Origin of the sequence: Variovorax sp. H27-G14 (assembly GCF_046156345.1) — a bacterium.
GTDB lineage: Bacteria > Pseudomonadota > Gammaproteobacteria > Burkholderiales > Burkholderiaceae_C > Variovorax.
Window position 1 is genome coordinate 258,554 of record NZ_JAYLVN010000001.1, and the last position, 14,696, is coordinate 273,249.

Consider the following 14,696-nt stretch of genomic DNA (forward strand, 5'->3'; position numbering starts at 1 on the left):
CGCTGTGAGCGCCGTCCCCGAGGCTGGAGCGGCCCGCGCGGCCGATGTTTCTCCCCTGCGCGTAGTGCTTGCCGCCGAAGCGCTGCGCTTTGCATGGCCCGGCGTGAAGACGCCGTGCATCGACATCGAGGCCTTTCGCATCAGCGCCGGTGAATCGGTGTTTTTGCACGGCCCCAGCGGCTGCGGCAAGAGCACGCTGCTGTCGCTGCTGGCCGGCGTGCTGGTGGCCGACGAAGGCCGCGTCATGCTGCTGGGCCACGACTGGTCCAAGCTCTCGGGCACGCAGCGCGACCGCAGCCGCGTGGCGCACGTGGGCTACATCTTTCAGCAGTTCAACCTGCTGCCGTACCTGAGCGTGCTCGACAACGTGCTGCTGCCCTGCCGCTTCTCGGCACGGCGCGAGGCACAGGCCTCGCGCAACGGCACTTCGCGCGCCGAGGCCGAGCACCTGCTCGACCAGATGGGCCTGGACCGCAACCTGTGGAAGCGCCAGGCGCTGCAGCTCTCCGTGGGCCAGCAGCAGCGCGTGGCCGCGGCGCGCGCGCTCATCGGCCAGCCCGAGGTGGTGATTGCCGACGAGCCCACCTCCGCGCTGGACGAAGACCGGCGCGAGGCCTTTCTCGATGTGCTGCTGACGGCCTGCGTGGAGAACCGCAGCGCCCTGGTGTTCGTGAGCCATGACCAGCGCATTGCGCAGCGCTTTGCGCGGCATGTGCTGCTGCCGGAGATCAACCGCGCGGCCACCAGCGCGATGGCGGTGGACGCATGAAGGCACTTTTTTCCATTGCCTGGCGCAGCGCCTGGAACCGGCGCTTCACGCTCGCGCTTACCGTGTTCTCGATCGCGCTGTCGACCTTCTTGCTGCTGGGCGTGGAGCGCATCCGCACCGAGCTGCGCGAGAACTTCGCGTCGTCCGTCTCGGGCACCGACCTGATCGTGGGCGCGCGCACCGGCTCCACGCAACTGCTGCTGTACTCGGTGTTTCGCATTGGCGCGGCCACCAACAACATTGCGTGGAAGAGCGTGCAGGCGCTGCAGGCGCACCCCGGTGTCGACTGGGTGGTGCCGCTGTCGCTGGGCGACTCGCACCGCGGCTTTGCGGTGCTGGCCACGTCGCCCGAGTACTTCACGCGCTTTCGCTACGGCGACAAGCAACTGCTGAAGATGCGCGAGGGCAAGCCCTTCAGCGAACTGTTCGACGCGGTGGTGGGTGCCGAGGTGGCCGACAAGCTCGGCTACCACGTGGGGCAGAAGATCACCTTGGCGCACGGCAGCGGCGAACTCAACGTGGCCGAGCACGCCGACAAGCCCTTCACCGTGGTCGGTGTGCTCGCACGCACCGGCACGCCGGTCGACCGCACGGTGCACATCGGCCTGGCGGCGATGGAAGCCATTCACCTGGAGTGGGTGGGCGGCGCGCCGATGCCGGGCGTGCACATTCCGGCCGAGCAGGTGCGCAAGTTCGACCTCACGCCCAAGAACGTGACGGCCGCGCTGGTCGGCCTGAAGAACCGCGCGGCGGTGTTCGGCGTGCAGCGCTGGATTTCCACCTACACCGGCGAGCCGCTCATGGCCATCCTGCCCGGCGTGGCGCTCGACGAACTGTGGAGCGTGATCGGCATCGGCGAGAACGCGCTGCTGCTCATGTCGGCGCTGGTGGCGCTGGTGAGCCTTGCGGGGCTGGTGTCGGTGGTGATGGCGGGGCTGAACGAACGCCGCCGCGAGCTGGCCGTGCTGCGCGCCGTGGGCGCGGGCCTGCGCCATGTGCTTGCGCTGCTCGCGCTCGAAGGCGCGATGGTCACCGTACTGGGCGTGGCCTTGGGTCTGGTGATGGCGGTGCTGGGCATCGCCCTGCTCTCGCCATGGCTGCAGGCACAGTTCGGGCTGACATTGAGCCTTTCCGAACCTACACTGAACGAATGGCTGCTGATGGCGAGCCTGCTGGTCGCCGGATGGCTCGCAAGCCTTCTGCCCGGCATTCGCGCCTACCGCCTCTCTCTTGCCGACGGCCTTTCTCCCAGGATCTGAACCATGCCCATCGCCAACGCAAAGAACCACCCCAAAGCTTTCACGCGGCTTTCAATGCTGCTTGCGGGTGCCGGCCTCGCGGCCGCTGCCTGGGCCGCCGAGCCGGCCGCCAAGGACACCACCGCGGCCAACCCGCTGGGCGGCAAATCGGCCGCGCCGGCCGCATCGGCCTCACCAGGCGCCAGCAAGGCCGCGCCGGGCCAGGCACGCCAGATCACCTGGGAAGAGCTGGTGCCCAAAGACTGGGACCCGGCCAAGGAGTTCAAGGGCATGGACCTGAGCGCGCTGGACGACGGCGACCCGCGCGCCAACGAGCTGCTCATGAAGATGCAGGACGTGTCGAACAACGCACCCACCAACCCGGCGATGAACGGCGTGGAAGTGAAGATTCCCGGCTTCATCGTGCCGCTGGAAGAAGCCAAGGGTGAGGTCACCGAATTTCTGCTGGTGCCCTACTTCGGCGCCTGCATCCACACGCCGCCGCCACCGGCCAACCAGATCCTGCACGTCATTCCGCAAAAGGGCGCCAAGTTCCGCGCCATGGACACCGTGTGGGTCACCGGCAAGCTGCAGACGCTGCGCAACGACTCGATGATGGGTGTGAGCGGCTACCACGTGAGCGCCGCCAACGTCACCAAGTACACCGGCGGCGCCAAGTAGGCCGCTGGTTGTAGCCCACGGCCTCCGGGCCGTGGGGCTGTGCGCCGACAGGGTTGACGGCGCACCACCGACACAGTCGGTTGCATCAGGCGCGCAAGCTTTGTCATCGCTTGTTGCCGCGCGCCGTTGAAAGAGTTCCGGGCCCGACGCCGGCGTCCTCATGGAGCTCCAGATGACAAACAACAACTTCACTCCCCGCCTGCTGACCCTCTCGCTGTGCATCGGCGCTCTGGTGCTTGCAGGCTGCGACAAGACACCCAGCGCGCCAGCCGCCCCCACAGCAGCGGTCGACCCGGCAACCGCGATGCCCGCGCCCACAGTGCCCCAGACGCAGGCCGCCGCACCTGCTGTTGCGGTGCCCGTGGCCTATGCCCCGCCCTCTGCGGAGCAGCTCTACCAGATGGTTGCGCCCATCGCGCTGTATCCCGACAAGCTGGTCGCACAGATTCTGGCCGGCGCCACTTACCCCGAGCAGATCACCGCCGCGCACAACTGGCTTGGACAGAACCGCAACCTGAAGGCTGGCCCGCTCTCCGACGCGGCCAACCAGCAGCCCTGGGACCCAAGCGTGAAGTCGCTCACCGCGTTCCGCCCCGTGGTCGACCAACTGGCCGGCAACATCCCTTGGACCACCGCGCTCGGCCAGGCCTACTACAACGACCCAGCGGACGTGATGAACGCCATCCAGGTCATGCGCCAGCGCGCCGCCAAGGCGGGGCGTCTGAAGAACAACGACAAGCTGCGCGTGGCCACCGCGGCCACGCCGCGCAACTACGCGCCTTCACCCGACCTGCAGCCGGTGTACGGCGGCCCTTCAGTGATCGCGGCGCCGCCGCAATACATCACCATCGAGCCCGTGCAGCCCGACGTGGTGTATGTGCCCGCATACGACCCGCAGGTGATCTACGGAACGCCAGAGCCTGTGTACCCCGGCTATGCCTATGCGCCGCCGGTGCAGGTAGCGCAGGGCTACAGCGGCGGCCAACTGGCTGCCGCGGGCGCGCTGGCGTTCGGCGCCGGCGTGGTGGTGGGCGCTGCGCTGGAGCGCCACGACTGGGGCTGGCATTCGTGGGACATGAACTGGGGCGGTCCACGCGGACGTGACCGCGATCGCGACCGCGGTGCACCGCAGGCCTTCGCACGGCCAGCCGTGGTCTACAACAACAGCACCTACGTGTCGCGCTCGACCAGTGTCATCAACAACGTGAACGAGCGCAACGTCTACAACAACAACAACGGCGGCGGCGCGCGTGGCGGCATGCCGCCCAACTTTGCGGCGGGGCCGGCCTTTGCGCAGCAGCAGGCGCAGGCACAACAGGCACAGCTCGCGCAGCAGCAGCAACAGCAACAACGCCAGCAGCAGCAAGCCGTGATGGCGCAGCAACAGGCGCAAGCCCAGGCACAGCAGCAACAGGCACAAGCCCAGCAGCAGCAAGCGCAGCAACGCGCCCAGCAGCAGGCACAGCAACAACAAGCCCAACAAGCACAGCAGGCCCAACAGCAAGCCCGTCAACTGCAGGTGCAGCAGCAACAGACGCGCGAGCAACAACAGCAAGCGCGACAGGCCCAGATGCAGCAAGCCCAGCTGGCCCAGCAGCAGGCGCAACAGCGCGGCGGCAATCCGCAAGGGCAGCCGCAACAGCAGGCGCAGCAGGCCCAACAGGAGCAGCAACGCCAGCAGCAGCAAGCCCAGGCCGAGCAGGCGCGCCGCCAGCAAGCGCAACAGCAACAACAGCAGGGTCAGCAGCAGGCGCGAGAGCAGCAACAACAAGCGCAGCAACGTGCGCAGCAGCAGGCACAACAGCAGCAAGCCCAGGCTGAGCAGTCGAGGCGTCAGCAGGCACAGCAACAGCAGCAAGGCCAGCAGCAGGCGCGCGAGCAGCAACAGCAAGCCCAGCAACGCGCGCAGCAGCAGGGTCAGCAGCAGCAACAAGCCCAGGCCGAACAGGCAAGGCGCCAGCAGGCCGAGCAACAGCAGCGGGGCCAACAACAGGCTCACGAGCAGCAGGCGCGGGAGCAGCAGCAGCAACAACAGCAAGCCCAGCAGCGCGCGCAGCAGCAGGCGCAACAGCAGCAACAACAAGTGCAGCGCCAGCAGCAACAGCAGCAACAGCAGCAAATGCAGCAACAGCAGGCGCAGAACCAGGCACGCCAGCAGCAACAGGCTCAGCAAGAGCAGGCCCGCCAACAGCAGCAGCAGCAGGCTCGCGCGCAGCAACAAGCCCAACAACAACAGGCCCAGCAGCAGGCGCAGCACCAGCAGCAACAAGCGCAACAGCAACAGGCTCAGCAGCAACAGCGCGTCGCCGCCGCAGCAGCCGCCGCCGCGCAACAGCAGCGCCGCCCAGGCCGCCCCGGCGAGCCAGGACAGCAACCTCAGTAAGGCCTGAACCAGCGCTGGGCGCAATGCCCGGCGCAAGCCACCGCGCGATTGCGGATCGGCGAGCTCACCGACGTCACCCCGCCCGGCGTCGAGCCGGAGTAGACAGAGTCTTGCTCAGCGCTTGCCGCGCGCAGCCGTCTTCTTCTTTGGCGCCTTCAATGGCGCAGCAGCAGGTGCCGCTTTCGCTTTGCGCGACCGCGCAGGTGACGACAGCACCGGCGGCGGCGCCTCGCGCGCCGACTGCATGTGCCCGCTCTCCCCGATCGTCATGCCGATGATGCGCGCCAGCTGCCGGCTCACGCTCACATACGCATGGCCCAGGCGGCTGTCGAAGTACAGCGAGTCGCCACGGCCCAGGCGCACCACCTCGCCGTTGTCGAAGTGCACATCGATCTCGCCCGACAGCACATAGGCGAACTCTTCCCCCGAGTGCCGCACGAAGTCTTCCGGCCCGTGAATGTGCCGCGCATGCACCGTGCCGACGATGGGGCTCATCTGCTTGCCTGCGGCCGTGGTGCCCAGAAACTCGTACGCAATGGCCAGCCCGCGGTAAACCACCCCCTTGCCCGCGCGCGTGACCACCGGCCCGTCGAACTGCGCGGGCTTCACACCCGCGCCCGCGAACATGGCGTTCATGTCCATGTCCAGCGCCCTGCCCAGCGCGGTGAAGTTCTCGTAGCCCAGCGCCAGCTGACCGCGCTCGGCGCGAGAGATGGTGGTGATCGACACGCCCGAGCGCTCGGCCAGTTGCGCCAGCGTCCAGCCGAAGCGCTTGCGCGCGCTGCGCAGGCGATGGCCGAAAGTGGTGCGGTCCAGGGTGGGCGGCTGCTCCCTGGGCTTGGTTCCCGGCTTGGTCCCTGTGTGTGGATTCACGCGCGTCTTTCTCTGGTGGTGCAGGCAGATTCTGCCAGCCCCACCGCGCACCGCCCCTGCCGATCCGCGCGGCCCGGGCCCGAAATTTGCGTATGTGCAAATTGCGTGAACGCAAATTTCACCGAGTCGGTGCACCATGGTTTCCCCTTGGTAGCCCTCATTTAATTTGCGTATCCGCAAATTTCTTCCTACACTTTTCGCCGATGACTTCCCAAACACCCACTCCCGTCGCGGCCGACTACCTCGTGATCGGCGGCGGCATTGCCGGGGCTTCGGCGGCCCATTGGCTGGCACCGCATGCCCGCGTGATCCTGCTCGAGCGCGAATCGCAACCCGGCTACCACTCCACCGGCCGCTCGGCCGCCCTGTTCATGGAAAGCTACGGCACGGCGCAGGTGCGCGCCCTCACCATGGCCAGCCGCGCCTTTCTCGAACACCCGCCCGCGGGCTTTGCCGAGCACCCGCTGCTCACCCCGCGCGGCGCCATGATGGTGGCGGGCGCCGAGCACATGGCCGAGCTCGACGCCCACTGGGAGGTGCTGCGCGCCATGAACACCGGCGCCGTGCGCCTGAGCGGCGAGCAGGCGCGCGAGCGGGTGCCGGTGCTGCGCCCCGACCAGGTGCTGGGCGCGGTGTACGAGCCCGACGCCGCCGACATGGACGTGCACGCCATCCACCAGGGCTACCTGCGCGGCATGCGCCAGGCCGGCGGCAAGCTAGTGTGCGACGCGGGCGTGACCGCCATGGAGCGCGTGGGCGACCTGTGGCGCGTGACCGCAGGCGGCACGGTGTACGAAGCGCCGGTGGTGCTCAATGCCGCGGGCGCCTGGGTCGACACCGTCGCGCGCATGGCGGGCGTGCCGCCGCTGGGCATCGAGCCGCGCCGCCGCTCGGCCTTCATCTTTGCGCCGCCCACCGACGAAAGCGGCGCGGGCGTGGCGCACTGGCCCATGGTGTTCGGCGCCGACGAGGGCTGGTACATCAAGCCCGACGCCGGCATGCTGCTGGGCTCGCCGGCCAACGCCGACCCGGTGGAGCCGCAGGACATCCAGCCCGAGGAGCTGGACATCGCCATCGCCATGCACCGCATCGAGGAAGCAACCACGCTCAGCATTCGCCGCCCCACGCGCACCTGGGCCGGCCTGCGCTCCTTCGTGCCCGACGGCGACCTGGTCGGCGGCTTCGAGCCCGGCGTGCCCGGCTTCTTCTGGGTGGCGGCGCAAGGCGGCTACGGCATCCAGACCTCGGCCGCCATGGGCGAAGCCTGCGCCGCGCTGGCACGCGGGTTGCCCCTGCCGGAGCGCATTGCGTCGTTCGGTCTCACGGCCGACATGCTGGGCCCGCAGCGGCTGCGCGCGGCCAAGGCCGGCTGACGCTGTCTTCAAGAACAACCCCTTCCCACGAGTACCCACCATGCGCGTCTTCAGTGCCTCCCTTGCCACCGAAACCAACACCTTCGGCCCGATGCCCACGGGCATCGCCTCCTTCAAGGACCGCGGCTACTTTCCCGCCGGCCAGCACCCCGATGCATTGACGATCTACTCGGGCCCGCTGTGGGCCGCGCGCATCCGCGGCGCGGAAAAGGGCTGGACGCTGCTCGAAGGCATGGTGGCCGGCGCGCAGCCCAGCGGCATCACCACGCGCCACGCCTACGAAACGCTGCGCGACGAAATGCTCGCCGACCTGCGCGCCGCGCTGCCGGTCGACATGGTGCTGCTGGGCCTGCACGGCGCCATGGTGGCCGACGGCTACGACGACTGCGAAGGCGACATGCTGCAGCGCGTGCGCCAGATCGTCGGGCCCGACATCGTGATTGGCGCGGAGCTCGACCCACACAACCACCTCACGCCCGCAATGGTGGACAACGCCAACGTGATGGTCTCGTTCAAGGAGTACCCGCACACCGACATCCTGGAGCGCGGGCTGGAGCTGGTCGACATCTGCGCCGCGGCGGTCGAGGGCAAGGTGAAGCCGGTGGCCGCCATGGTCGATTGCGACATGATCGTCACCGTGCACACCTCGCGCGAGCCGGCGCGCAGCTTCGTGCAGCGCATGCAGTCGCTCGAAGGAAAAAACGGCGTGCTCTCGGTCTCGCTCACGCACGGTTTCTCATGGGGCGATGTGCCGGAGATGGGCACCAAGGTGCTGGTGTACACCGACGGCGACAAGGCCCAGGCCCAAGCCCTGGCGCGCCAGCTGGCCGACGAGGTCATCGCCATGCGCGACGGCCTCACGGTGAACTACCCGAGCATCGACGCCTCGCTCGACGAGGCGCTGGCCTTCGACGGCGGCCCGGTGGTGCTGGCCGACGGCGCGGACAACCCCGGCGGCGGCGCGGCGAGCGACTCCACCTTCATCCTGCGGCGCATGCTGGAGCGCGGCATCACCCACGCCGCGCTGGGCCCGATGTGGGACCCGATTGCCGTGCGCATCGCCTTCGACGCGGGTGTGGGCGCGCAGCTGCAGATGCGCATCGGCGGCAAGATCAGCCCACTCTCGGGCGACCCGCTGGACCTGGCCTGCACCGTGAAGGCGCTCAAGCACGACCTGGTGATGACGGGCCTGTCGGACACGCCCACCCCCATGGGCGACTGCGCGCTGATAGAGGTCGCCGGCATCCAGATCGTGCTGATCACGCGGCGCAACCAGGCCATGGGCACCGACCTGTTCACGCAACTGGGCTGCGACCTGGCCGCGAAGAAGATCGTGGTCGTGAAGTCGTCGCAGCACTTCTATGCGTCGTATTCCAAGGTGGCAAAGCATGTCATCTATGCCGGCGCGCCCGGCGCCGTGACGCTCGACCTCACCACCCTGCCCTACCGCAAGGCGCGCCTGCCCAAGTGGCCGATCGGCGTTGCGGCCTGAGCTTTCTTCCTGCCCTACTGACCCCTTTTGTTCAGCCCCCACCGACCGGAGAACCGACGATGAAACGACGACCGCTTGCCGCCCTTGCTGCCCTGGCTCTTTGCGGCGTCTTCGCCGCGGGCCTTCCCGCGTTCGCCCAGACGCCGCCCAAGACCCTGAAGGTGGTGGCGCATGCCGACCTGAAGATCCTCGACCCGACCTTCACCACGGCCTACATCTCGCGCAACTTCGGCCACATGGTGTACGACACCCTCTTCGCGCAGGACGCCACCGGCAAGCCGCAGCCGCAGATGGTCGACAAATACACCACCTCCAAAGACGGCAAGCAGTGGAGCTTCACGCTGCGCCCGGGGCTGAAGTTTTCCGACGGCAACGCCGTCACCTCGGCCGACGCCGTGGCCTCGCTGCAGCGCTGGGCCGCGCGCGACAGCCTGGGCCGCGCCATGACGGCGGTCGGCGCCGAATGGAAGGCGACCGATGCGCAGAGCTTCACCCTCACGCTGAACGAGCCCTTCGGCATGGTGCTCGACGCGCTGGCCAAGCCCTCGGGCTTTCCGCCGGTGGTGCTGCCGGAGCGCGTGGCCAAGCTGCCCGCCACGGCGCCGCTCACCGAGGTGATCGGCTCGGGCCCCTTCATCTTCAAGCGCGACGAATGGGTGCCGGGCAACAAGACGGTGTTCGCGCGCAACCCCAACTACGTGGCGCGCAGCGAGCCGCCCAGCGGCCTGGCGGGCAGCAAGAAGACCACCTTCGACCGTGTCGAATGGCTCTACCTGCCGGACGCCAACAGCGCGGTGTCCGCGCTCAAGCGCGGGGAGGTCGACCTCATCGAGCAACTGCCGCCCGACTACATTGCGCCGCTGCGCACCGACACGAACATCAAGATCGGCTCGGGCGGCGCCTACCAGGGCTTTCTGGTGATGAACCAGCTGCACCCGCCCTTCGACAACCCGAAGGTGCGCCAGGCGCTGCTGCAGGCCGTGAGCCAGGAGCGCTTTGTGGCGGCCATGGGCTTCCCGCTGGACATGCGCATGGCCTACTGCGCCACCTACTTCATCTGCGGCAGCCCCAACGACACCGCCGCCGGCGCCGAGCCCTACCGCAAGGCCGACGTGGCCAAGGCCAAGCAGATGCTCGCGGCATCCGGCTACAAGGGCGAGAAGGTGGTGCTGATGGTGCCCAGCGACGTGCCCTACCTCAACGCCGAGGCGCTGATGGCCGCGCAGACCATGAAGAGCATCGGCATGAACGTCGACGCGCAGAGCATGGACTGGGCGTCCATCGGCGCGCGCCGCGCCAAGCGCGACGCGGCCGACGCGGGCGGCTGGAACATGTACGTCACCGTGGCCGGTGAGTTCGATGCCAACTCGCCCATCGCCAACGCCTACCTGGGCGCGGCCTGCGGCAACACGCTGCCCGGCTGGCCCTGCGACAAGCCGCTGGACGAGCTGCGCACCGCCTGGCTCAAAGAGACCGTGCCGGCCAAGCGCCGCGAGCTGCTCGACGCCTTCCAGCGCCGTGCCTACGAGGCCGTGCCGTACATCAACGCGGGCCAGTACTCGGCCGCGTATGCCGCGCGCGCCAGCCTGAAGGGGCTGGACAAGCTCTGGGCCGGCATGCCGACGGTCTGGATGCTCGACAAGTAGCAACAGCACAGCCCGCCAAGCCAGCACCTCGCCAGCCAACACCGTTCAAGGGCATTGCCATGGGCTACATCGTTCGACGCTTTCTCTCGACGCTTCCGGTCATGGCGGTGGTGGCCGTGGTGGTGTTTTTGCTGATCCACCTGTCGCCGGGCGACCCGGCCGCGCTCATTGCGGGCGACCTCGCCACCACCGACGACATCGAAAAGCTGCGCGCCGCGCTCGGCCTGAACCTGCCGCTGTGGCAGCAGTTCGGGCTGTGGGTGGGCAAGCTGTTCACCGGCGACCTGGGCACGTCGATCTTCACGCAGATGCCGGTCACGCAGCTGCTGGGGCAGCGGCTGGCGCCCACGGTGCGATTGCAGCGCTCACCATGCTCATCACGCTGCTGGTGGCGGTGCCGCTGGGCACGCTCGCGGCCTACCGCGCGGGCAGCTGGGTCGACCGGCTGGTGATGCTGTTCGCGGTGCTGGCGTTTTCGGTGCCGGTGTTTCTGGTGGGCTACCTGCTGGTCTACACCTTCGCGGTGCAGCTGCCGTGGTTTCCGGTGCAGGGCTACGTGCCCTTCGGCGAGAGCCCTGGCGAGTGGCTGCGCTCGCTGGTACTGCCCTGCGTGAACCTGGCGCTGGTGTACATCGCGCTGGTGACCCGCATGACGCGCGCCACCGTGCTCGAGGTGCTGCACGAGGACTACATCCGCACCGCGCGCGCCAAGGGCCTGGGCGTGCTGGCGGTGCTGGGGCATGCGCTGCGCAACGCGGCCATTCCCATCGCCACCACCATCGGCGCGGGCATTGCGCTGCTGATTGGCGGCGTGGTCGTCACCGAGACGGTGTTCGCCATTCCTGGCGTGGGCCGGCTGGTGATCGACTCGGTGCAGCGGCACGACTACCCGGTGATCCAGAGCGTGCTGCTGCTGTCGGCGGGCGTGTATGTGCTGATCAACCTGCTGATCGATTTGAGCTACCGGCTGTTCGACCCGCGCATTCAGTACTGAGAGCCCAAGCCATGTCCACGGTACTTCCCTTGAACACCATTTCCGCTCCCTCCACCGCCCCCGCGGACACGGACGACACGTTCGACGACGCCCCTTTCGTGCCGCCGCGCTGGCGCTGGGCGCGCAAGCACCCCACGCTGATCATCGGCGCGCTGCTGCTGATTGCGGTGGCCGTGCTGTCGCTGGCCGCGCCTTGGATCGCCACGCACGACCCGCAGGACATCGACCCGCTCGCGCGCATGCAGCCGCCTTCCGGCGAGCACTGGTTCGGCACCGACGCGCTGGGCCGCGACGTGTTCAGCCGGGCCGTGTGGGGCGGGCGCGTATCGATGATCGTGGGTGCCGCGGTGGCCGTGCTGGCCACCTGCTTTGGCGTGGCGCTCGGGCTGGTGTCGGGCTTCGTGCGCTGGGCGGACGGGCCCATCATGCGGGTGATGGACGGCCTCATGGCCATCCCCGGCATCCTGCTGGCCATTGCGCTGATGGCCGTCACGCGCGCCAGCCTCACCACGGTGATCGTCGCCATCACCGTGCCCGAAATACCGCGCGTGGTGCGCCTGGTGCGCTCGCTGGCACTCACCTTGCGCGAGCAGCTCTATGTGGAGGCCGCGCATGCGGTGGGCACGCGGCTGCCGCTGATCCTCATTCGCCATGTACTGCCCAACATCGTGGCACCGCTGGTGGTGCAGGCCACCTTCGTGGCGGCGGCCGCGGTGCTGACCGAGGCCGCGCTCTCGTTCCTGGGCGTGGGCGTGCCTTCACAAACGCCGAGCTGGGGCAACATGATGGCCGAGGGCCGCAACTTTGTGACGGTGGCGTTCCACATCATCCTGTACCCGGGGCTGCTGCTGGCAGCCACGGTGCTGGCCATCAACCTGCTGGGCGACGGCCTGCGCGACGCGCTCGACCCGCGCCTGGCGCGGCAACTGTGAGCGAGGCGTCATGACCAACACCCTGCCCCACACCACCCTCGCCCCCGGCGAGCCCTTGCTCGAAGTCGACAACCTGCGCACCCACTTCCACACGCTGGCCGGCGTGGTGCGCTCCGTCGACGGCGTGTCGTACACCGTGCGCGCGGGCCGCACGCTGGGCGTGGTCGGCGAGTCGGGCTGCGGCAAGAGCGTGACCGCGCTGTCCATCCTGCGGCTGGTGCCCACGCCGCCGGGCCGCCACATGGGCGCCGTGCGGCTGCGCGGCACCGACCTGATGCAGCTCAGCGAGCGCGAGATGCGCCAGGTGCGCGGCAACCGCATCTCCATGATCTTTCAGGAGCCCATGACCTCGCTGAACCCGGTGCTCACCGTGGGCCGGCAGATTGCCGAGACCGTGCAGCTGCACCAGAAGGCCAGCCGCGCCGACGCGATGAAGCGCGCGGTCGAAATGCTGCGCGTGGTGCAGATCCCCGAGCCCGAGCGCCGCGTGAACGAATACCCGCACCAGCTCTCCGGCGGCATGCGCCAGCGCGTGATGATTGCGCTGGCCCTGGCCTGCAACCCCGAGGTGCTGATCGCCGACGAGCCCACTACTGCGCTGGACGTGACCATTCAGGCGCAGATTCTCGACCTCATCAAACGGCTGCAGAAGGAGCTGGGCATGGGCGTGGTGATGATCACGCACGACCTGGGCGTGGTGGCCGAAAGCTGCGACCGCGTGGTCGTGATGTATGCCGGCAAGAAGGTGGAAGAGGCCGACGTGATCGACCTGTTCGACCGCCCGCTGCACCCCTACACCCGCGCGCTGATGGCCTCGATGCCCGCGATGAACACCGCAAGCACGCGGCTCACCGAAATACCCGGCCTGGTGCCGGCCGCGCACGAGCTGGGCCGCGGCTGCGCCTTTGCCGCGCGCTGCAGCCATGCACGCGAACGCTGCCGCGCCGAGACGCCGCGCCTCACCACGCAAGGCGGCGACCATGTGGTGGCCTGCTTTGCCGTCGAAGAACACTGGGAACAGCCTGCCGGCGCCGAGGAGATCGCTGCATGACGACCACGACCGTTGCAACGCCTCTGCTGCAGGTGCGCAACCTGCGCAAGCACTACATCTCGCCCAAGCGCTGGATGGCCAAGCAGAAGCCGGCGATACAGGCGGTCGATGGCGTGTCGTTCTCGGTGGCGCGCGGCGAAACGCTGTCGCTCGTCGGCGAGTCGGGTTGCGGCAAGACGACCACGGCCAAATCGGTGATGCGGCTGGTGGAGCCGACCTCGGGCTCGGTGCAGCTCGAAGGCGAGGAGCTGCTGTCGCTCTCGGCCGAAGAAATGCGCCTGCGCCGGCGCGACCTCCAGATCATTTTTCAGGACCCGTACGCCTCGCTGAACCCGCGTTTGACGGCGGGTGACATCGTGGCCGAGCCCATGCGCAACTTCGGCAAGTTCGGCGCGGGTGCGGCGGCGGAGCGGCGCGAGCGCGTGCAGTGGTTGTTCTCGCGCGTGGGCCTGCGGCCCGAGGCGGCGAAGAAGTTTCCACACGAGTTTTCCGGCGGGCAGCGCCAGCGCTTGGGCATTGCGCGCGCGCTGGCGTTGAACCCCAAGCTCATCGTGTGTGACGAGCCGGTGTCGGCGTTGGACGTGTCGGTGCAGGCGCAGGTGGTCAACCTGCTGATGGACTTGCAGGCCGAGCTGGGCATTGCCTATCTTTTCGTGGCGCACGACCTGGCGGTGGTGCGTCACATCAGTCACCGGGTGGCGGTGATGTACCTGGGGCACATCGTGGAAATTGCAGACCGCGACACCCTGTTCTCCACGCCCCGGCATCCGTACACGGAGATCCTGTTGTCGGCCGTGCCCGTGCCCAACCCACGCACGCCGGCGCGCCGCATGCTGCTGCAGGGCGACCCACCGAGCCCCAGCAACCCGCCTTCCGGTTGCCGCTTTCACACCCGCTGCCCGATGGCACAGGCTGTCTGCAAGGAACAAGTGCCAGAGTTGAGCGAACGTGAGTCTTCTTCCAGTGGCGGGCATTGGGTTGCTTGTCACTTTCGCTGAGATGACGTTCTGCTTGTCAGGGTGCGCTGCTGTTCAGGGCGACGCTCACGCCGACGGGGTGCCTTGCTCCGCGAATGTCCCCCGGCCTGCGGCCTCCTCCTTTATTTCGCTGCGCAAGGCACCCCATCGACGTGAGCGTTTTCAGAGCAGTGGTTAATCGTGCGATCACTCAGAGCGTGCCCAGGTGCACAGGGCGTCGGGTACTCCCCGCAGCGAAATAAAGGAGGAGGGGCGAAGCCCCGGGGGACATTCGCGGAGGGGAGTAC

General features: G+C 68.3%; 11 protein-coding genes and 1 pseudogene. 11 read left to right on the forward strand and 1 reads right to left on the reverse strand.

Annotation, left to right across the window (positions count from 1 at the left end; translation table 11 throughout):
* Positions 1-4 precede the first annotated feature (4 nt).
* The 4 genes from VLK31_RS01260 to VLK31_RS01275 all read left to right on the forward strand — a co-directional run bounded on the left by VLK31_RS01260 (position 5) and on the right by VLK31_RS01275 (position 5,071).
* The gene (locus VLK31_RS01260) at positions 5-769 is read left to right on the forward strand and encodes an ABC transporter ATP-binding protein (protein ID WP_409166553.1); all 765 of its coding nucleotides are present in this window, start codon (positions 5-7) and stop codon (positions 767-769) included.
* Positions 766-2,028 carry an ABC transporter permease gene (locus VLK31_RS01265; RefSeq protein ID WP_409166554.1) on the forward strand — a complete coding sequence of 421 codons (1,263 nt, stop codon included), beginning with the start codon at positions 766-768 and terminating at the stop codon, positions 2,026-2,028. The genes VLK31_RS01260 and VLK31_RS01265 overlap by 4 nt, the downstream gene beginning before the upstream one ends.
* 3 nt (positions 2,029-2,031) lie before the next feature.
* A complete protein-coding gene (locus VLK31_RS01270; RefSeq protein WP_409166555.1) occupies positions 2,032-2,688 on the forward strand; it encodes a DUF3299 domain-containing protein in 657 nt (218 codons plus the stop codon).
* A gap of 172 nt (positions 2,689-2,860) precedes the next feature.
* On the forward strand, positions 2,861-5,071 hold the full coding sequence (locus tag VLK31_RS01275) for a DUF3300 domain-containing protein (RefSeq protein WP_409166556.1): 2,211 nt from the start codon (positions 2,861-2,863) through the stop codon (positions 5,069-5,071).
* A 114-nt stretch (positions 5,072-5,185) separates the two neighbouring features.
* Here the strand turns inward: VLK31_RS01275 and VLK31_RS01280 are convergent, their stop codons facing one another.
* Entirely contained in the window at positions 5,186-5,944 is a 759-nt protein-coding gene (locus VLK31_RS01280) for a helix-turn-helix domain-containing protein (protein ID WP_409166557.1), read from the reverse strand.
* A 203-nt stretch (positions 5,945-6,147) separates the two neighbouring features.
* Here VLK31_RS01280 and VLK31_RS01285 point away from each other — a divergent pair, with 203 nt between their 5' ends.
* The 7 genes and pseudogenes from VLK31_RS01285 to VLK31_RS01315 all read left to right on the forward strand — a co-directional run bounded on the left by VLK31_RS01285 (position 6,148) and on the right by VLK31_RS01315 (position 14,430).
* Positions 6,148-7,317 (forward strand): NAD(P)/FAD-dependent oxidoreductase, encoded by a 1,170-nt coding sequence (locus VLK31_RS01285; protein WP_409166558.1) that lies wholly within the window; start codon positions 6,148-6,150, stop codon positions 7,315-7,317.
* A gap of 40 nt (positions 7,318-7,357) precedes the next feature.
* Positions 7,358-8,809 carry a M81 family metallopeptidase gene (locus VLK31_RS01290; RefSeq protein WP_409166559.1) on the forward strand — a complete coding sequence of 484 codons (1,452 nt, stop codon included), beginning with the start codon at positions 7,358-7,360 and terminating at the stop codon, positions 8,807-8,809.
* Between the two features lie 59 nt (positions 8,810-8,868).
* Positions 8,869-10,455 (forward strand): ABC transporter substrate-binding protein, encoded by a 1,587-nt coding sequence (locus tag VLK31_RS01295; RefSeq protein WP_409166560.1) that lies wholly within the window; start codon positions 8,869-8,871, stop codon positions 10,453-10,455.
* A 59-nt stretch (positions 10,456-10,514) separates the two neighbouring features.
* Positions 10,515-11,449: pseudogene (locus VLK31_RS01300) on the forward strand (ABC transporter permease).
* Between the two features lie 11 nt (positions 11,450-11,460).
* Positions 11,461-12,381: an ABC transporter permease gene (locus VLK31_RS01305; RefSeq protein ID WP_409166561.1), complete on the forward strand. Its 921-nt coding sequence runs from the start codon at positions 11,461-11,463 to the stop codon at positions 12,379-12,381.
* 10 nt (positions 12,382-12,391) lie between these two features.
* Entirely contained in the window at positions 12,392-13,432 is a 1,041-nt protein-coding gene (locus tag VLK31_RS01310) for an ABC transporter ATP-binding protein (RefSeq protein WP_409166562.1), read from the forward strand.
* Positions 13,429-14,430 (forward strand): ABC transporter ATP-binding protein, encoded by a 1,002-nt coding sequence (locus VLK31_RS01315; RefSeq protein ID WP_409166563.1) that lies wholly within the window; start codon positions 13,429-13,431, stop codon positions 14,428-14,430. Before VLK31_RS01310 ends, VLK31_RS01315 begins: the two co-directional genes overlap by 4 nt.
* Positions 14,431-14,696: the final 266 nt, after the last annotated feature.

What these genes read in the sequence shown, in the direction of transcription:
- VLK31_RS01305 (WP_409166561.1), top strand. Translation starts at nt 11,461, where the DNA reads ATGTCCACGGTACTTCCCTTGAACACCATTTCCGCTCCCTCCACCGCC.
- VLK31_RS01265 (WP_409166554.1), top strand. Translation starts at nt 766, where the DNA reads ATGAAGGCACTTTTTTCCATTGCCTGGCGCAGCGCCTGGAACCGGCGC.
- VLK31_RS01285 (WP_409166558.1), top strand. Translation starts at nt 6,148, where the DNA reads ATGACTTCCCAAACACCCACTCCCGTCGCGGCCGACTACCTCGTGATC.
- VLK31_RS01270 (WP_409166555.1), top strand. Translation starts at nt 2,032, where the DNA reads ATGCCCATCGCCAACGCAAAGAACCACCCCAAAGCTTTCACGCGGCTT.
- VLK31_RS01295 (WP_409166560.1), top strand. Translation starts at nt 8,869, where the DNA reads ATGAAACGACGACCGCTTGCCGCCCTTGCTGCCCTGGCTCTTTGCGGC.
- VLK31_RS01310 (WP_409166562.1), top strand. Translation starts at nt 12,392, where the DNA reads ATGACCAACACCCTGCCCCACACCACCCTCGCCCCCGGCGAGCCCTTG.
- VLK31_RS01290 (WP_409166559.1), top strand. Translation starts at nt 7,358, where the DNA reads ATGCGCGTCTTCAGTGCCTCCCTTGCCACCGAAACCAACACCTTCGGC.
- VLK31_RS01275 (WP_409166556.1), top strand. Translation starts at nt 2,861, where the DNA reads ATGACAAACAACAACTTCACTCCCCGCCTGCTGACCCTCTCGCTGTGC.
- VLK31_RS01315 (WP_409166563.1), top strand. Translation starts at nt 13,429, where the DNA reads ATGACGACCACGACCGTTGCAACGCCTCTGCTGCAGGTGCGCAACCTG.